Origin of the sequence: Aminobacter sp. DSM 101952 (assembly GCF_001424795.1) — a bacterium.
Classification (GTDB): domain Bacteria; phylum Pseudomonadota; class Alphaproteobacteria; order Rhizobiales; family Rhizobiaceae; genus Aminobacter; species Aminobacter aganoensis.
In genome coordinates, this window is record NZ_LMCL01000032.1 from 78,499 (window position 1) to 94,612 (window position 16,114).

Below are 16,114 nucleotides of genomic sequence, written 5' to 3' on the forward strand. Positions count from 1 at the left end.
AGATTTGGAGAGACCACCGATGAGCCTCTATGGAATGATGCGGACTGGCGTGTCGGGGATGAACTCCCAGGCGAACCGTCTGTCGACGGTCGCTGACAACATCGCCAATTCGAGCACCACCGGCTACAAGCGGGCCTCGACCGAATTCTCGTCCCTGGTCCTGCCAAGCACGGCCGGCAGCTACAATTCCGGCGGCGTCACCACCACGGTGATCAACTCGATCAGCAAGCAGGGCGCCCTGCAGTACACCACCTCGGTCACCGACCTCGCCATCGACGGCGACGGCTTCTTCGTTGTCGAGGATGCCGGCGGCACCACCTTCCTGACCCGTGCCGGCGCCTTCGTGCCCGACAAGGATGGCTATCTCGTCAACACCGCGGGCTACAGGCTCCAGGGTTGGGATCTGAGCCAGGGGCCCCGGCCGGGCGCGCCGATCGACCCCAGCCAGATCGACGCGATCAAGATCGACGACACGACGCTCCAGTGGGCGCCGAGCGAGAACGGCACGTTCACGGCCAACCTGCCGCGCGATGCGGTCATCGTCCCGGCGGCCAACTTGCCGTCGGCCAACGCCGCCACCGCGGCCTACACCGCAAAATCTTCGCTTGTCGCCTACAACAGCGCCGGCGGACAGATGATCCTCGATGTCTACATGACCAAGACGGCCGCAGGCACCTGGGAAGTCGCGGTCTTCGATCAGTCGCAGGCAACGGCCGGCGGCTTCCCCTACACGGGCGGCGCGCTTTCCACCGAGACGCTCGACTTCGACGCCACCGGCAAGCTGACCGGCACGAGCGCCACCGACATCACCTTGACCGTGCCGGGCGGCGCCTCGCTGACCATCGACTTGTCGAAGATGTCTCAGGCCGATGCCGACTACAGCGTTTCCAAGGCCGTCCTCGACGGCAGCCCGCCCAGCAAGATCGAGCGCATCGAGATCGACAAGGACGGCACCGTCTACGCCCAGTATGCCAACGGCTCGATGAAGGCGCTGTTCTCCATCCCCATGGCCAACGTGCCGAGCCCCGACAAGCTGACCGTCATCTCCGGCAACGTCTTCGCCCAGGGCGCGGAATCCGGCGCCGTCACCATCGGCTGGCCGACCGAAGGCAAGAACGGCAAGGTTGTCTCCGGCGCGGTCGAGAACTCCAACGTCGACATTGCCGAAGAACTCACCGCCATGATCGAGTCGCAGCGCAACTACACGGCCAATTCCAAGGTCTTCCAAACCGGCGCCGACCTCATGGACGTCCTCGTCAACCTGAAGAGATAGGACTGACGGGCCCTAGCCCGCGAAAGATCCCGCATGTCCCTGACGTCTGCCCTCAACATCGCCCAATCTGCGCTTCTCCACACGTCGCGCCAGACCAGCACCGTTTCCCGCAACGTCTCGGAAGCGCAGAATCCGGACTACGCGCGCCGCTCCGCCATGCTGGCAAGCACCGGCCCCGGTGCGCGCGTCGTCGAGATACAGCGGGCGACCAACGAACTTCTGTTCCGTCAGAACCTGTCGGCGCTCGCCTCCTTCTCGGGCCAGAACACGCTCTTCGAGGGCCTGCAGAAGCTCGCCCTCGACGTCAACGGCAGCGACAACGCCGGCTCGCCGGCGACCGCGCTCGGCAAGTTCCAGCAGGCGCTGCAATTCTACGCCGCCTCGCCGTCCAACCAGAACCTCGGCGTGGCCGCTATCGACGCCGCCCGCCAGGTGGTCCGCACGCTCAACGACGGCTCCAGCGCGATCCAGCGTTTCCGCACCGAGACCGACAGCGAAATCGCCACCACCGTCGACGACCTGAACCGGCTGCTGGCCGACTTCGAGCAGGCCAACAAGGCAATCATCGCCGGCACCCGCACCGGCCGCGACGTCAACGATTCGCTCGACCAGCGCGACGCCATCCTGAAGAAGATCTCCGAGATCGTGCCGATCTCGACCTTCAAGCGTAGCGACAATGACATGGTCATCACGACGGCCGACGGTTCGACATTGTTCGAAACCGTACCGCGCGTCGTCAGCTTCTCGCCTTCGCCCGGCTACGCCCCGGGCGCCGCCGGCAACAAGATCTACATCGACGGCGTACCGGTCCAGCCCGGCACCGGCGCCAACACCGACGCGGCGGGCAAGCTTGCAGGCCTCGTCCAGTTGCGCGACAGCGTCGCCGTCACGATGCAGGCCCAGCTTGACGAGACGGCGCGCGGCCTGATCACCGCATTCTCCGAAACCGCGCCCGCCCTTGCCGACCAGGCCGGCCTGTTCACCTGGTCCGGCGGACCGGCGGTCCCCGGTACGATGGTCAACGGCCTCGCCCGTTCGATCCGCCTCAATCCGGCCGTCGACCCGGCTGCCGGCGGCGATCCCAAGCTGCTGCGCGACGGCGGCATCAACGGCGCTGCCTACAACAAGAACCCCGGAGCCAGCGCCTCCTACGCCGAACTGCTGATCTCCTATGGCGACCGCATCGACCAGACCATGAGTTTCGATCCGGCCGCTGGCATCAGCGCCTCGTCGAGCCTCAGCAGCTTCACCACCAACTCGGTCGGCTGGTTCGAGGGCATGCGCAAGCAGGCCGCCAGCGCGTCCGAGTCCAAGGAAGCGCTCGCCGTGCGCACGGCCGAGGCGCTGTCCAACGAGACGTCGGTCAATGTCGACGTCGAAATGTCGCTCCTGCTCGAACTCGAGCAATCCTACCAGGCCTCGGCGCGGCTCATCAAAGCGGTCGACGAGATGCTGTCGGCGCTGCTTGCGGCGGTGAGGTAGGCGATGAAAACCACCTTCGTCTCTTCCGCCGCCGTAACCAACGCACTGCGCTATTCGCTGCTGCGCCAGCAGTCGGAATTGGCCAAGGCACAGAAGGAAGCCTCGACCGGCTTCGTCGCCGACACCGGACTGGCGCTCGGCGCCCGCACCGCGCAGTCGGTCACGCTGCATCGCGACCTCGAACGGCTCGGCGGCATCGTCGATTCCAACGGGCTGGTGTCGGCCCGGCTTTCGGCGACGCAGAAGGCCTTGAACCAGGTCGGCGGCGCGGCCCAGGCCTTCCTCTCGAGCCTGACCAGCAGTGCCTCGGGCGATGCCGCCTACGCGCTCACCCAGAAGAGCGGACGTGCCACACTCGACACGCTGACCTCGGTGCTCAACACCAGCCTCAACGGCGAATACCTGTTCTCCGGCACCAACACCGACGTCAAGCCGATCAACGACTTCAAGCCGGGCTCGGCGACCAAGGTGGCCTTCGACGCGGCCTTCGCCGGCTATTTCGGCTTCAACCAGAACCATGCCGACGCGCAGGACATCACCGCCGCCGACATGACCAACTTCATGTCCACCGTCGTCGAGCCGATGTTCCTCGGCGCAGGCTGGCAGGCACCCGGCAGCCCCTGGTCGAACGCCACCAACCAGGGCATCACCAGCCGCATCACGCTCAACGAAACCACCGAGACCTCGGTCAGCGCCAACAACGAGGGCATCCGCAAGATCGCCATGTCGGCCGCCATCATCAGCGACCTGCTCGACAGCAATGTCGGCAACGCCGCGCGCGGCGCCCTGGTCACGCACGCCGTCTCGAGCATCGGCGAGGCCATCAGCGACATCGGCCAGCTGGAAGCCCAGACCGGCATCATCGAGCAGCGCGTCAAGAACGCCACCGACCGCATCAACGTGCAGGTCGATCTGTACGAGCGCTACATCCTCGATACCGAAGGCGTTGACTACTACGTGGCTTCGGCGCGCGTCGCCGACCTGGTTTCGCAAATCGACAGATCCTACGCGCTGACCGCGCGCATCCAGCAGCTCAGCCTGATGAAGTATCTCTGACCTGACCGGCAACACACGGGACGCATATGTATCAATTCTCCTATGCCGATATCCAGACCGACTCCGTCGCCGACGCGCGGGATCGCGAACGTCAGCTTCTCACGCGCTCGATCGACATGCTGACCACGGCCAGCGAGGTCGGGACCGATTCCAACGAGGCCATCGCCGCGTTGAACTTCACCAACCGCGTGTGGACGTCGCTGCTCGACGACCTCGGCAGTCCGGAGAACGAGCTGCCGAAGGAACTCCGCGCCAACCTCATCTCCATCGGCCTGTGGCTGCTGCGCGAGGCCGAGGACATCCGCCAGGGCCGCAGCGACAGCTTCGAAGGCCTGATCGAGGTCTCGCAGATCATCCGCGACGGCATCCAATGAAAAACACGCTGAAGATTTCGCTGAAGGCCAACGAGAAGATCTACATCAACGGCGCGGTCGTCCGCGTCGACCGCAAGGTCTCGCTCGAACTGCTCAACGACGTGCAGTTCCTGCTCGAAAGCCACGTGCTGCAGCCCGAGCAGGCATCGACGCCGCTGCGCCAGCTCTACTTCATCCTGCAGGTGATGCTGGTCGACCCGGTCGGCGCCGTCGAGGCCCGCGACATGTTCCGCCGGTCGCTGCCGCTGCTGCTCGCCACCTTCGACAATCCCGAGATCCTGTCGAGCCTCAAGCACATCGACCGCCTCGTCGCCGAGGACCATGTCTACGAAGCGCTGAAGACCATCCGCTCGCTCTATCCCCTGGAAAAGCGCGCCATGGCCGGCAACGACCAGCAGCAGCCGGCCGAGCTCGCCATCGCAGCCGGAGGCACATTCTGATGGCCATCGACTACACCACCTCGGTGCCGGGCACCTCCAGCGCCAACAAGACGGCCACCGGCACGCCCGCGCCGTCCAAGACCCAGGTCGACTACAACTCGTTCCTCAAGCTGCTCGTCGCGCAGATGAAGAACCAGGACCCGACCAAGCCGATGGACTCGACCCAGTACGTGGCGCAGCTCGCCACCTTCTCGCAGGTCGAGCAGTCGGTGCAGATGAACACCCGCCTCGACCAGATCCTGCAGGGCTCGGCGCTGGCCCAGGCCGACGCGCTGATCGGCCGGACCGTCACCTCGCCCGACGGCAAGACCTCGGGCGTCGTCGCCGAAGTCCGCCTGTTCAAGGACGGCGTCGTCGCCGTCCTGACCGACGGCAAGCAGGTCGTCATCAACCCCGGCGTTTCGATCAAGGCCACGCCGGCGTGAACGAGGCCGATGCCCTCGACCTCGTCCAGTTCGCCATCTGGACGGTGCTGACCGCCTCGGCGCCCGCCGTGGCCGCGGCCATGCTGGTCGGCGTCGGCATCGCGCTCATCCAGGCGCTGACCCAGATCCAGGAAATCACCCTCACCTTCGTGCCCAAGATCGTCGCCATCTTCCTGGTCGTGGCGCTCACCGGCCCGTTCATCGGCGCCCAGATCTCCTCCTTCACCAACGTCATCTTCGAGCGCATCGAAACCGGCTTCTGATCACCCCGCTGGTCGTCGCCGGACTGGACCGCCCGCGAACCGGCCTTGGCCCTGCCGGCTTCCGACAATTTGGGTTCACCCCGCTCACCGATCATGGTCTAGTCGACCGCGACGATTCACACGAGGGCATCCGGCTCGGCCGGCTTGGCGCATGGACGACGACCACCAGTACGAGCGAGGTTCTGCACTCGAGCCGTTCAAGCACGGCATTTTCCGTTCCGTCTGGTTCGCCAGCCTGGCGTCGAATTTCGGCAGCCTGATCCAGTCGGTCGGTGCCGCCTGGCTGATGACCTCGATCGCCACCTCGTCCGACATGGTGGCGCTGGTCCAGGCCTCGATCACCCTGCCCATCATGCTGTTTTCGCTGGTCTCGGGCGCGCTCGCCGACAGCTTCGACCGCCGCCGCGTCATGCTCACCGCCCAGTGCTTCATGCTGGCGGTGTCGGCGCTGCTGACGCTCGTCGCCTATCTCGGCCTGATCACGCCCTGGTTGCTGCTCGCCTTCACCTTCCTCATCGGCTGCGGCACCGCGCTCAACAACCCGTCCTGGCAGGCCTCCGTCGGCGACATGGTTCCCCGCCCGGTCATGCCGGCGGCCGTCGCGCTCAACTCGATGGGCTTCAACATGACGCGCAGCGTCGGCCCGGCCATCGGCGGCATCATCGTCGCCGCCGCCGGCGCCGCCGCCGCCTTCGCCGTCAACACGCTGAGCTACTTCGCCATCATCTTCGTGCTGTTTCGCTGGCGCCCGACCTATCCCGCCAACCCGCTGCCGCGCGAAACCCTCGGCCACGCCATGGCCGCCGGGCTGCGCTACATCGCCATGTCGCCCAACATCGGCAAGGTCCTGCTGCGCAGCTTCGCCTTCGGCTTCACCGCCGTCGTGCTGCAGGCGCTGCTGCCGCTGGTGGCGCGCGACCTCGTCGCCGGCGGCCCGCTCACTTACGGCATCATGCTCGGCGCCTTCGGCGTCGGCGCCGTCGGCGGCGCGCTGATCAGCGGCCGCATCCGCAGCAGCATGTCGAGCGAGGCGATCGTGCGCTCGGCCTTCCTCGGCTTCGCCCTGTGCAGCTGGATCGCCGCCGGGAGCTCGAACGCCTGGGTCACCAGCGCCGGCCTGCTCATCGGCGGCGCCTGCTGGGTGCTGGCGCTGTCGCACTTCAACATCACCGTGCAGATGTCGACGCCGCGCTGGGTCGTCGGCCGCGCGCTGTCGATCTACCAGATGGCGACCTTCGGCGGCATGGCGCTCGGCAGCTGGGTCTGGGGCCTGATCGCCGAGGGCCATGGCCCGGCGACCGCGCTCATCGTCGCCGGCGTCGTCATGCTCGCCGGCGCCGCCATCGGTTTCCTGTTGCCCCTGCCAGAGCACACCGCGCTCAACCTCGACCCGCTCAACCGCTTCCGCGAACCGCATTTGGCGCTCGACGTCCAGCCGCGCAGCGGTCCCATCGCCATCATCATCGAGTTCATCATCCGCGAGGAGGACGTGCCCGCCTTCCTCGACGCCATGGCCGAGCGCCGCCGCATCCGCCGCCGCGACGGCGCCCGCAACTGGACGCTCGCGCGCGACCTCGAAAACCCCGAAATCTGGGTCGAGAGCTACCACACACCGACCTGGCTCGAATATGTCCGCCACAACCAGCGCGCCACCCATGCCGACGCCGAGATCGGCGAGAAGCTCAGGTCGCTGCACAGTGGCGCCCAGCCGCCGCGCGTACACCGCCTGATCGAGCGCCCGACCAGCCTTGCCGCCGCCATCGTCACGCCCAAGGGCCCGATCGACCTGCATTGACGCCCGGCCGGCAATCGGCAGGACACCGCTGACCGGCTCGGCCCCGCATCATCGAGAGGAGACAAGAATGGACAAGAAAACCGTCTCGAATGAAGCAGACAGCGGAACTGCGCCGTCCAAGCAGATCGACGACAAGATCGCTGCCCTCGGCGATTGGCGCGGCCAGGTGCTGGCCCGAATCCGTGCCCTGATCCGCCAGGCCGATCCCGATATCGTCGAGGAGGTGAAGTGGCGCGGCGTTCCGGTCTGGTCGCATGACGGCATCGTCTGCACCGGCGAGACCTACAAGGGCGCCGTGAAGATGACCTTCGCCAGGGGCGCCTCGGTCGAGGACCCGAAGGGCCTCTTCAACTCGAGCCTCGAAGGCAACACCCGCCGCGCCATCGACATCCACGAGGGCGACACCATCGACGAGGAGGCGTTGAAGACGCTCATCCGCGCCGCCGTCGCCCTCAACACCTCGGTGCTCGCCGCCCGCGCGCAGAAGCGCGCCCCGAAGCGGCCTGAGGGCGCCTGAGCGGCCTCCTGGTCCGTGACCGGCGCCGGGTCGGCGCGATGGGCCTGGGTCGCGAATTGGGCATCCGCGCTACGCTTGCCGCTTCCGCAATCCATCGGTTGTGGCACCGGCTGCCATGGCATAGGACGGCAGGCAACAAGTCAGGGAATCGTTTTTCCGGAATACCCCATGATCGAGATAAGACATGCCGTGCATGATGAAGTTCATGTGCTGGCCCGGGTCGGTTTGGCCGCATGGTGCAAGGGCATACAACCGCTCGTGCCTTCGGCGACGTCGGACAAAATCGAGAAAGACAACCCGTTCGTCCCGTTCCTCGAAGACATGGGGGCGCGGGTGCTGGTCGCGGTCATCGATGATCGGGCCGCCGGCATCGTCGCCTGCGAACACTCCGACGACTACATCAGCGATGTCTGGGTCGCGCCCGAGTTCGAGGGACGCGGCGTTGCGTCCGCGTTGATCGGAGCACTTGAACGGGAAATCTCGGGACGAGGCTTTTCGAAGGCTCGAATTCACGTAGCCGCCGCCAACACGCGCGCGCTTGGACTGTACGAGCATCTTGGCTACGTCGAGGTCTCGCGCGAAACGGCCTTCGACCCCATCTTGGAAATCTCGCTCGACAAGATCGGCCTGGAAAAGCACCTGTCGGCCCAACGATAATTTCGAGTGTCTCTCCGCACGATCCAGTCGAGAACACCCGGTTCCCGCTTTAGTCGCGCATGAACCGGCCAGGAGCCGCCTGCTATGGCAGCCGCGCCGTCCGCGCTGTCACTTCGGCGCTCACCTGCCGCAAGACCTCGGTGGTTCTGAGGATGTCCGCTTCGCCAAGGGCGCCGCCCATGGTCGAGGCGATAGCCAGGAGTTGGGCGTCCATCTCGCGATAGCGCGCAGTGCCCTGCGGTGTCAGTTGCACGAGCTTCGAACGCCGGTGCTTCGGATTGTCGGCGAACTCCACCAACCCCTCGGCTGCAAGCTCGTCCGCCAGCCTCTGCATGCGCTGGCGGCTCGTCGGCCGCATCTGCGCGATCTGCGGCACCGTCAGCGGACCGAGCACCGCCAGGCTTCGCATGAAGCCGAACGCGCCGCCGCCCCAGCTGGTGATCAGCCCGGTCTTCTGGCCGATCGCCCTTATCCTGAAGAAGCACTGCGCCACTTCGAGCATCAGCTCGGCAATCGCCTCCGCCTTGCTGCCGGCAACTGCACCCGTTCCCGTCTCAGCCGCCATCCCGGTCCCCTGTCCTGCTGACCTTCACCGTTACCTGCACAGCCTCCGTTATTGACACCAAGGTTGTCAATTTATAGAATGACACCTTGGTTGTCATTTGCATTGAATTTCGCCCTCCAGCATCTGCGGGAGCATTCATGCGTCACCCACCTGCACAACAGCCCGATCACGGCACGGCAGGCGTCATTGCCCGGCCGCCCATCCTCTTTCTTGGCACGCTCGTGCTTGGTCTGGTCGCCGACCGGCTGCTGCCCTTGGCGTTCGTCGTCCCGACGAGCGGTCCGATCCTCACGCTGGTCGGCGGCGGCCTGGTCCTTGCCGGCATTGCGCTGGTCGCCGCAGGCATCCGCAACTTCTCCCGGGCCGCCACGCCGGTGCCGACGAACGAGCCAACCCGCGCGCTCGTCACCTCGGGCATTCACGGCTGGACGCGCAACCCGATCTATCTCGGCATGTTTCTGTTCTATGGCGGCATCGGCATCGCCGCGCAGAGCACATGGGTCCTTGTCCTCGTCCTGCCGCTTGCGTTCGTCATCCGCTACGGCGTCGTTGCCCGCGAGGAGGCTTACCTCGAGCGGCGCTTCGGCGATGCCTATCTCGACTACAGGCGACGCGTGCGGCGATGGCTGTGAGCCGGCAGACTTCGTCCTTGAGGGGATAGTCTTTCCACATCGAGATGGCTGCGGGTTCCGTCCGTCGGGCTGCTCGGCCACGGCACGGCAACCGCTGCCGCCCGATGCCGGCAAAGCCGTGTCACCATCTGTCAGCAGTCCGCGTGGATAGCCGGCCGTGTTTTTCCACGCCCTGAAAACCTCCCATACAATCCATGCCAGTTTCTCCCGCGGGAACGCCGGTCGCGACGGTGGCATGCGGGGAGGAACCGGCGCCTCCGCTCGTGGGCTAACGTGGTTCGCGGTCCGGGGAGGTTCCGTCCAAGGGTTCCCCTTCGGGCACTACGGCCCGGGTGCGCTGGACGATATCGCCGGCGGGGCGCGGACGTCGCGCCATTACTAAACTATCGGAAGGCACGGCCTCGCGCCCCGCTTCCCGGTTTCCCTCATCCTGAGCTTGTCGAAGGATGAGCTTGTCGAAGGATGAGCTTGTCGAAGGATGAGCTTGTCGAAGGATGAGCTTGTCGAGGGATGAGCTTGTCGAGGGATGACAATGGCCAGGCGCGAAAGCGAGCGTGGCGGTGAAAAGGCTTGGCATCCGCCAACGCAGGCCGTGCGTCCCCTCCTCCCACCCTCGCGCAAGCTTGAAGCAATAGGGTCAACGGGCCGTGGCATGGGTCGCGGCGGAATTCGGTCGGGTAAGCCATGGCGATCAGTGAAACCATTTCGGGCATAGGCGCTCCCAACAAGAGCGGACGCGACGTCTTCTTCGCGCTCGGCATCGTCGTCATCCTCGCCGTCCTGTTCCTGCCGATCCCGGCCTTCCTGATCGACGTCGGCCTCGCCTTCTCCATCGCCATCTCGGTGCTGATCCTGATGGTCGCCCTGTGGATCCAGCGGCCGCTCGACTTCTCCTCGTTCCCGACGATCCTGCTGATCGCCACCATGCTGCGCCTGTCGCTCAACATCGCCACCACGCGCATGATCCTGTCGCACGGCAACGAAGGCACCCACGCCGCCGGCTACGTCATCTCGGGTTTCTCCAACCTCGTCATGTCCGGCGATTTCGTCATCGGCCTGATCGTCTTCCTGATCCTGATCGTGGTGAACTTCATCGTCATCACCAAGGGCGCGACGCGTATCGCCGAGGTCGGCGCCCGCTTCACCCTCGACGCCATCCCCGGCAAGCAGATGTCGATCGACGCCGACCTCGCCGCCGGCATGATCGACGACAAGACCGCCCAGCTCCGCCGCCGTGAACTGGAGGAGGAAAGCTCCTTCTTCGGCTCGATGGACGGTGCCTCGAAATTCGTCCGCGGCGACGCCATCGCCGGCCTGATGATCACCGCCATCAACATCGTCGGCGGCATCGCCATCGGCTATTTCCGCCACGACATGGGCATGGGCGAAGCCGCCGACGTGTTCATCAAGCTGTCCGTCGGCGACGGCCTTGTCACCCAGATCCCGGCCCTCATCGTCTCGCTCGCCGCCGGCCTGCTGGTCTCCAAGGGCGGCACCCGCGGCTCGGCCGACCAGGCGGTGTTCGGCCAGCTCGGCGCCTATCCGCGCGCCCTTTACGTCGCCGCCGGCCTGCTGCTGCTGCTCGCCCTGATGCCGGGCCTGCCGATGTTCCCGTTCGTCACCCTCGCCGCCGGCATGGCAGCACTCGGCTACATCATCCCGATGCGCCACAACCGCCGCATCGCCGAGGCCGATGCCGAGAAGAAGCAGGCGGAGGTCGACAAGGTCGAGGAGGAGAAGAATTCGGTCAAGGCGTCGCTCGCCACAGCCGAGATCGAGCTCCTGATCGGCAAGCAGCTGTCGACGCGCCTGCTCGCCACGCACCAGGAACTCGCCTTCCGCATGTCGAAGATGCGCAAGAAGTTCGCCACCCAGTACGGCTTCGTCGTGCCTGAAGTCAGGATGACCGACGACTACTCGATCCCGCCCAAGAGCTACCAGATCAAGATCCACGGCACGGTGGTCGCCGAATACCAGATGCGCGTCGGCGAGATCATGGTGCTGCTCGGCTCGCGCGAACTGCCCGACATTCCGGGCGAGGAAGTGCGCGAACCCGCCTTCGGCATGCGCGCCTTTTCGGTACTCGATTCCTTCGCCGAGGACCTCAAGCGCGAGCAGTTCACCTTCGCCGACAACATGTCGGTGCTGCTCACCCATCTCTCCGAGGTGATCCGCAACAACCTGCCGCAGTTGCTGTCCTACAAGGACATGAAGGCGCTTCTCGACCGCCAGGACCCGGAATACCGCAAGCTTGCCGACGAGATCTGCACCTCGCACATCACCTATCCGGGCCTGCAGGCGGTGCTCAAGCTGCTGCTCGCCGAGCGCGTCTCGATCCGCAATCTCCACCTCATCATCGAGGCCATCGCCGAGATTTCCCCGCATGTCCGCCGCACCGAGCAGATCGTCGAGCATGTCCGCATCCGCATGGCCCAGCAGATCTGCGGCGACCTCGGCGAGAGCGGCGTGCTCAAGGTGCTGCGTCTCGGCAACCGCTGGGACCTCGCCTTCCACCAGAGCCTCAAGCGCGACGCCAAGGGCGAGGTCCGCGAATTTGACATCGACCCACGCCAGCTCGAGGAATTCGGCCAGGACGCCTCCAAGGCGATCCGCACCCACCTGGAAACCGGCGAGCGCTTCGTGCTGGTCACCGCCCCCGACGCCCGGCCCTACGTCCGCATGATCATCGAGCGTCTGTTCCCGACCCTGCCGGTGCTCAGCCATGTCGAGATCGCCAAGGGCGTCGAGCTCCGCGTGCTTGGAACCATCTCATGAATGTTGCCGCGCAAGGGTTCATCCTTGCGGCGTTCCTCGCCTTTTGCCGCATCGGCAGCTGCTTCATGCTGATGCCCGGCATTTCGAGCGTGCGCGTGCCGATGCATGTCAGGTTGTTCGTCGCCGTCGCCGCGACCGGCGGGCTCATGGTCCATCTCTGGGACCAGATCTTTCCCTATGTCGATGCGCGCCCGGGCGTTCTGATGCCGATGATCGCCTCGGAGCTGCTGATCGGCGGCCTCATCGGCCTGATGGCGCGCCTCTACATCCTGGCGCTGATGTTCATGGGCTCGGCCATCGCCATGCTGATCGGCTATGGCGGCGTCGGCGGCCACGCCATCGAGGAAAACGAACCGCAGGCCCCGCTTGCGTCGATCATCTCTATTTCGGCGCTGATCCTGCTCTTCGCCTTCAATTTCCATCATGAGATCGTGCGCGCGCTGGTCGCCTCCTATCAGGTCGCGCCGGTCAACCTGTTCTTCAACCCGCAGGCAGCCCTGGTCGACATCGCCGACACGCTGTCGGAGAGCTTCATGGTCGTGCTCCGGCTGGGCAGCCCGTTCATCGCCTATGCCCTCCTGGTCAACCTGACGATCGGCTTCGTCAACAAGCTGACGCCGCAGATCCCGGTCTACTTCATCTCGCTGCCCTTCGTCGTCGCCGGCGGCCTGATCATGATGTATTTCGGCATCGCCACCATGCTCAGCCTGTTCGCCGACGGCTTCGTCGACATCACGGTGGGGAGGTAGACATGGCGTCGCGCAGGGAGCGGCTGAAGAAGCTGGTCGTGGTGCAGGAACAGCTCAAGGCGCTGCACGAGACACGTCACGCCGGCTTTGTCGCCCAGGCCATCGCGGCGGAGAGCGAGGCGCAGGCCCTGGCGGAAAGCTTCGACAGCGCCGAAGGCATGCCCCAGCTTTTCCCGGAGCTCTATCACCGCCGCATCTCGGCGGCGATCAACCGGCAGCAGCTCAACCTCGGCCTCGCCAGGTTCGAGGTCGGAAAGATCGCCGCGGCCACCGCCCGCACCAACATGGTCGAGCGCGCCTATCGCGACGTCCGCCGCCAGGACGAGCGCGACAGCGCCGACCGCGAACGTCTCGAAATCATTGAAAGAAAGCCGAGCGACGACAAGTAAGGTTGCCGCAAGCTTGACCCTCCACAATCAGCAGTAACAGAAACCCCGGAAAGGCGAGCCAGCTTTGGCGATCTCCCCACCCAGCGACATCGTTCTGGACGTTGCCAAGGCCGTCGAGCCGGCCGGCATCCAGGCCGCGCGTGCCGCGCTCGCCAACCGGACGGCCAGCACCGCGGGCGCCTTCTCGCTCACCGAGGCAGCCGTCACCGGCGGCATCTCGCGGCAGCCCGACACGGCAAGCCCCGACGCCAGCATGAAGCGCTTCGAAGCCATGGTGCTGCAGACCTTCATCGAGAACATGCTGCCCAAGAACACCGACAGCGTCTACGGCAAGGGCATGGCCGGCGACATGTGGAAGTCGATGATGGCCGAGCATCTGGCCGGCCAGACCGCAGAAGCCGGCGGCATCGGCATCGCCAAGGCGCTCATGCGCGACCATTACATCAAGGACGAGCAGGCGATGCCGGTCGGACCGGCTGGCGGCGGCCCGGATCGGGCAGCGCTCGACCAGCAGGAAAGCCAGGCGACCGCGGTCATCCAGGAAATACAACGGAAGATGGTCCAGTCGCTGGGACGCGACACAGCCTCCTCCGTCACTGACACCAAATCCTAGAGGGTAAGATATGTCGGATCTCTCCGAATACAGGCCGAACCTCCCGGCCAAGGCCGAGCCGATCGAACTCGTCCAGTCGACGCAGCCGGGCAACATCGGCGCCATCATCAGCCGCATCGAAGAGGCGGTCGAGGAAGAAACCGCCTCGATCCGGACCGACATCCGGTTCGACATCAAGGCGTCGAACGCACGCAAGAGCCGCTATCTCTACGAATTGACGCGCGCCACCAAGGGCCTGGTCGAAGGTGACTTCCCGGGCGACCTCAAGGTCGGCGTCGAGCGCCTGCGCGACAAGCTCGCCGCCAACGAACGCGCCATCCTCGCCCATCTCAGCGCGGTCAGCGAAGTCGCCAACCTGCTCAAGGATGCCATCCAGCGCTCCGAGACCGACGGCACCTATTCCGCCAACGAATTCGGATGGGCGCGGTGATCAAGTTCATCGCGGCGGCCTTGTGGATCGTCGCCGTGACGCTCGGCGCGGTCTTCTATTCGTTCCAGGCCGCGGCCAACCTGCCCGCGGTCGACGAAAAGAAGCCGCTGCTCGGCGGTCTCGACTACGTCAAGACGGATGTGATCTCGGTGCCGCTGCTCAAGGGCGAGCGCGTCGAGGGCTATTTCCTGACGCGCCTGGTCTACACGGTCGAGCCCAAGCAGGTCGCCAAGATGTCGGTGCCGATGGACGCGCTGCTCGTCGACCAGGTCTATTCCTATCTCTACGGCAATCCGCAGATCGACTTCACCCAGTACGACAAGCTCGACCTCGACGGCTTCCGCAACGGCCTGCGCGACAGCATCAACGCCCGCATCGGCGAGAAGCTGGTGCATGAGGTGATGGTCGAGCAGATCGACTTCCTGACGCCGGACGACGTTCGCGACAATGCGGTGCGTCGCCGTTCTGCAGCCGCGACGGCGGCCGCAAAATCGGCCGAGGCCGAAGCCGCCGGCGAGGCACCGGCCCCCGCCCACTGAGCCCGACGCGAGCCAGCCACTTGACGTGCCGTTTCTCAAATCTACGTTGACGTAAACGTCAATTGGCCGCTATAGGCTTTGCAGTCCTGTGACGCGGCCGGCTTGTCCGGATTGGTCCGGGGAGGCCGGGCGCAAAGCGCCTTTCAGGAAAGATCAGGAGACAGCCATGAGCATTCAGACAGTCGCAGACCAGATCAAGTCGAAGGTCGAGAGCTCCGGCTTCGACCGTTCGGTCAAGTTCGACACCGGCGCCGACGGCGTCATCGTCATCGACGGCGCGACGCTGTCGACCACCGACGGCCCCGCCGATTGCACCATCAAGCTGTCGCTCGACGACCTGGAGTCGCTCATTGCCGGCGACCTCAACCCGACGATGGCCTTCATGACCGGCAAGATCAAGGTCGAAGGCGACATGTCCGTGGCCATGGGCCTCAGCAGCCTTCTCGGCTAAGCCTCAGAGGCCTAATGGACCTTCCCGTCACCGCCAGGCACGGGAAGGTCACGATCAGGCAGCCAGCCGCGCACGCTCGGTCTTGAGCTTGCGGCCGGCAGCCTTCAGGACGCCCTTGGTACCGTCCAGGACGCCCGAAACAAGTTCCAGCGCGAGAAAGCGTTCGCGCTCGTAGGGGCCAGGCATTGCCAACTGCCCCGTCTTGTCGGCGGTAAAGCCGAAGCGCGCATAATAGGGCGCATCGCCGACCAGCAGGATGGCGCGATGGCCGAGGCGCGCAGCCTCCGCGATGGCATGGCGCATCAGCGCCGAGCCGATGCCAGCGCTCTTCATCGCCTGGTCGACGGCAAGCGGGCCGAGCAGGAGCCCCGCCGGACCACCCTCGCCCAGACGCACGTCCCACAGCCGCACGGTGCCGACCACCGAACCCTCGGCAGTGCGCGCGATCAGCGCCAGGCCCTCGGAAGGGCGGCGCCCTCGGCGCAGCTTCTCCGACGACTTCTTGCGCCGTTTCGGGCCCATGGCCCGGTCAAGCAGGGCTTCACGTGCCGGAATGTCGGCAAAGGTTTCAGCCACGATCACGATGTCGGGCGAGGTTTTGGCAATTTCTTCGATGTTCATTTCCGCGATCCTTCACGAGCGGAGATCTGTTCCACAAGCGAACCCGTCGGGCGCACCAGGTGCACGCC

20 protein-coding genes are annotated in these 16,114 nt (G+C 65.5%); 18 read left to right on the forward strand and 2 right to left on the reverse strand.

Translation table 11 applies throughout. The annotated features are described in order from the left end of the window. Positions 1-19 precede the first annotated feature (19 nt). From ASC75_RS20440 to ASC75_RS20485, 10 genes are all read left to right on the forward strand, one after another. Positions 20-1,273, forward strand: coding sequence for a flagellar hook protein FlgE (locus ASC75_RS20440; RefSeq protein ID WP_055979533.1), 1,254 nt, complete (start codon positions 20-22; stop codon positions 1,271-1,273). A 33-nt stretch (positions 1,274-1,306) separates the two neighbouring features. Beyond that, positions 1,307-2,755: a flagellar hook-associated protein FlgK gene (flgK, locus tag ASC75_RS20445; RefSeq protein ID WP_055979536.1), complete on the forward strand. Its 1,449-nt coding sequence runs from the start codon at positions 1,307-1,309 to the stop codon at positions 2,753-2,755. Positions 2,756-2,758: 3 nt separating this feature from the next. Next, positions 2,759-3,811, forward strand: a complete 1,053-nt coding sequence (locus ASC75_RS20450; RefSeq protein WP_055979539.1) for a flagellar hook-associated family protein — start codon at positions 2,759-2,761, stop codon at positions 3,809-3,811. Between the two features lie 26 nt (positions 3,812-3,837). Continuing rightward, complete coding sequence (gene flaF / locus ASC75_RS20455) at positions 3,838-4,185, forward strand: flagellar biosynthesis regulator FlaF (protein ID WP_055979543.1); 348 nt, start codon at positions 3,838-3,840, stop codon at positions 4,183-4,185. Next, positions 4,182-4,625: a flagellar biosynthesis repressor FlbT gene (flbT, locus tag ASC75_RS20460; RefSeq protein ID WP_055979546.1), complete on the forward strand. Its 444-nt coding sequence runs from the start codon at positions 4,182-4,184 to the stop codon at positions 4,623-4,625. The genes flaF and flbT overlap by 4 nt, the downstream gene beginning before the upstream one ends. After that, positions 4,625-5,050, forward strand: a complete 426-nt coding sequence (gene flgD / locus ASC75_RS20465) for a flagellar hook assembly protein FlgD (protein ID WP_055979549.1) — start codon at positions 4,625-4,627, stop codon at positions 5,048-5,050. Before flbT ends, flgD begins: the two co-directional genes overlap by 1 nt. Beyond that, complete coding sequence (gene fliQ, locus ASC75_RS20470; RefSeq protein ID WP_055979551.1) at positions 5,047-5,313, forward strand: flagellar biosynthesis protein FliQ; 267 nt, start codon at positions 5,047-5,049, stop codon at positions 5,311-5,313. The genes flgD and fliQ overlap by 4 nt, the downstream gene beginning before the upstream one ends. Before the next feature lie 151 nt (positions 5,314-5,464). Further along, the gene (locus ASC75_RS20475) at positions 5,465-7,108 is read left to right on the forward strand and encodes an MFS transporter (protein ID WP_055979554.1); all 1,644 of its coding nucleotides are present in this window, start codon (positions 5,465-5,467) and stop codon (positions 7,106-7,108) included. 67 nt (positions 7,109-7,175) lie between these two features. Further along, positions 7,176-7,625 carry a DUF1801 domain-containing protein gene (locus tag ASC75_RS20480; protein WP_055979556.1) on the forward strand — a complete coding sequence of 150 codons (450 nt, stop codon included), beginning with the start codon at positions 7,176-7,178 and terminating at the stop codon, positions 7,623-7,625. A 168-nt stretch (positions 7,626-7,793) separates the two neighbouring features. After that, a complete protein-coding gene (locus ASC75_RS20485) occupies positions 7,794-8,282 on the forward strand; it encodes a GNAT family N-acetyltransferase (RefSeq protein ID WP_055979559.1) in 489 nt (162 codons plus the stop codon). 82 nt (positions 8,283-8,364) lie between these two features. Here ASC75_RS20485 and ASC75_RS20490 read toward each other — a convergent pair whose 3' ends face one another. Next, positions 8,365-8,847, reverse strand: coding sequence for a MarR family transcriptional regulator (locus tag ASC75_RS20490; RefSeq protein WP_055979561.1), 483 nt, complete (start codon positions 8,845-8,847; stop codon positions 8,365-8,367). Between the two features lie 137 nt (positions 8,848-8,984). On the opposite strand from ASC75_RS20490, the gene ASC75_RS20495 reads away from it, so the two are divergent. From ASC75_RS20495 to ASC75_RS20530, 8 genes are all read left to right on the forward strand, one after another. Further along, the gene (locus ASC75_RS20495; RefSeq protein ID WP_055979564.1) at positions 8,985-9,479 is read left to right on the forward strand and encodes an isoprenylcysteine carboxylmethyltransferase family protein; all 495 of its coding nucleotides are present in this window, start codon (positions 8,985-8,987) and stop codon (positions 9,477-9,479) included. Positions 9,480-10,163: 684 nt separating this feature from the next. After that, on the forward strand, positions 10,164-12,254 hold the full coding sequence (gene flhA / locus ASC75_RS20500) for a flagellar biosynthesis protein FlhA (protein WP_055979566.1): 2,091 nt from the start codon (positions 10,164-10,166) through the stop codon (positions 12,252-12,254). Beyond that, positions 12,251-13,003 (forward strand): flagellar biosynthetic protein FliR, encoded by a 753-nt coding sequence (gene fliR / locus ASC75_RS20505; RefSeq protein WP_055979570.1) that lies wholly within the window; start codon positions 12,251-12,253, stop codon positions 13,001-13,003. The genes flhA and fliR overlap by 4 nt, the downstream gene beginning before the upstream one ends. A gap of 2 nt (positions 13,004-13,005) precedes the next feature. Beyond that, positions 13,006-13,392, forward strand: coding sequence for a hypothetical protein (locus ASC75_RS20510; RefSeq protein WP_055979573.1), 387 nt, complete (start codon positions 13,006-13,008; stop codon positions 13,390-13,392). Positions 13,393-13,456: 64 nt separating this feature from the next. Continuing rightward, positions 13,457-14,005 carry a rod-binding protein gene (locus ASC75_RS20515; RefSeq protein WP_055979576.1) on the forward strand — a complete coding sequence of 183 codons (549 nt, stop codon included), beginning with the start codon at positions 13,457-13,459 and terminating at the stop codon, positions 14,003-14,005. Positions 14,006-14,015: 10 nt separating this feature from the next. After that, on the forward strand, positions 14,016-14,435 hold the full coding sequence (locus ASC75_RS20520) for a hypothetical protein (protein ID WP_055979579.1): 420 nt from the start codon (positions 14,016-14,018) through the stop codon (positions 14,433-14,435). Further along, positions 14,423-14,974: a hypothetical protein gene (locus ASC75_RS20525; protein WP_082496684.1), complete on the forward strand. Its 552-nt coding sequence runs from the start codon at positions 14,423-14,425 to the stop codon at positions 14,972-14,974. Before ASC75_RS20520 ends, ASC75_RS20525 begins: the two co-directional genes overlap by 13 nt. 88 nt (positions 14,975-15,062) lie before the next feature. Next, positions 15,063-15,425: an SCP2 sterol-binding domain-containing protein gene (locus ASC75_RS20530; RefSeq protein WP_343065558.1), complete on the forward strand. Its 363-nt coding sequence runs from the start codon at positions 15,063-15,065 to the stop codon at positions 15,423-15,425. A 54-nt stretch (positions 15,426-15,479) separates the two neighbouring features. Here ASC75_RS20530 and ASC75_RS20535 read toward each other — a convergent pair whose 3' ends face one another. Then, entirely contained in the window at positions 15,480-16,046 is a 567-nt protein-coding gene (locus ASC75_RS20535; RefSeq protein ID WP_055979585.1) for an N-acetyltransferase, read from the reverse strand. Positions 16,047-16,114 lie beyond the last annotated feature (68 nt).

Excerpts from the sequence above, each read along its gene's own strand:
- ASC75_RS20440 (WP_055979533.1), top strand. The coding sequence starts at position 20 with ATGAGCCTCTATGGAATGATGCGGACTGGCGTGTCGGGGATGAACTCC.
- flgK (WP_055979536.1), top strand. The coding sequence starts at position 1,307 with ATGTCCCTGACGTCTGCCCTCAACATCGCCCAATCTGCGCTTCTCCAC.
- ASC75_RS20450 (WP_055979539.1), top strand. The coding sequence starts at position 2,759 with ATGAAAACCACCTTCGTCTCTTCCGCCGCCGTAACCAACGCACTGCGC.
- flaF (WP_055979543.1), top strand. The coding sequence starts at position 3,838 with ATGTATCAATTCTCCTATGCCGATATCCAGACCGACTCCGTCGCCGAC.
- flbT (WP_055979546.1), top strand. The coding sequence starts at position 4,182 with ATGAAAAACACGCTGAAGATTTCGCTGAAGGCCAACGAGAAGATCTAC.
- flgD (WP_055979549.1), top strand. The coding sequence starts at position 4,625 with ATGGCCATCGACTACACCACCTCGGTGCCGGGCACCTCCAGCGCCAAC.
- ASC75_RS20475 (WP_055979554.1), top strand. The coding sequence starts at position 5,465 with ATGGACGACGACCACCAGTACGAGCGAGGTTCTGCACTCGAGCCGTTC.
- ASC75_RS20480 (WP_055979556.1), top strand. The coding sequence starts at position 7,176 with ATGGACAAGAAAACCGTCTCGAATGAAGCAGACAGCGGAACTGCGCCG.
- ASC75_RS20485 (WP_055979559.1), top strand. The coding sequence starts at position 7,794 with ATGATCGAGATAAGACATGCCGTGCATGATGAAGTTCATGTGCTGGCC.
- ASC75_RS20490 (WP_055979561.1), bottom strand. The coding sequence starts at position 8,847 with ATGGCGGCTGAGACGGGAACGGGTGCAGTTGCCGGCAGCAAGGCGGAG.
- ASC75_RS20495 (WP_055979564.1), top strand. The coding sequence starts at position 8,985 with ATGCGTCACCCACCTGCACAACAGCCCGATCACGGCACGGCAGGCGTC.
- flhA (WP_055979566.1), top strand. The coding sequence starts at position 10,164 with ATGGCGATCAGTGAAACCATTTCGGGCATAGGCGCTCCCAACAAGAGC.
- fliR (WP_055979570.1), top strand. The coding sequence starts at position 12,251 with ATGAATGTTGCCGCGCAAGGGTTCATCCTTGCGGCGTTCCTCGCCTTT.
- ASC75_RS20510 (WP_055979573.1), top strand. The coding sequence starts at position 13,006 with ATGGCGTCGCGCAGGGAGCGGCTGAAGAAGCTGGTCGTGGTGCAGGAA.
- ASC75_RS20520 (WP_055979579.1), top strand. The coding sequence starts at position 14,016 with ATGTCGGATCTCTCCGAATACAGGCCGAACCTCCCGGCCAAGGCCGAG.
- ASC75_RS20525 (WP_082496684.1), top strand. The coding sequence starts at position 14,423 with ATGGGCGCGGTGATCAAGTTCATCGCGGCGGCCTTGTGGATCGTCGCC.
- ASC75_RS20535 (WP_055979585.1), bottom strand. The coding sequence starts at position 16,046 with ATGAACATCGAAGAAATTGCCAAAACCTCGCCCGACATCGTGATCGTG.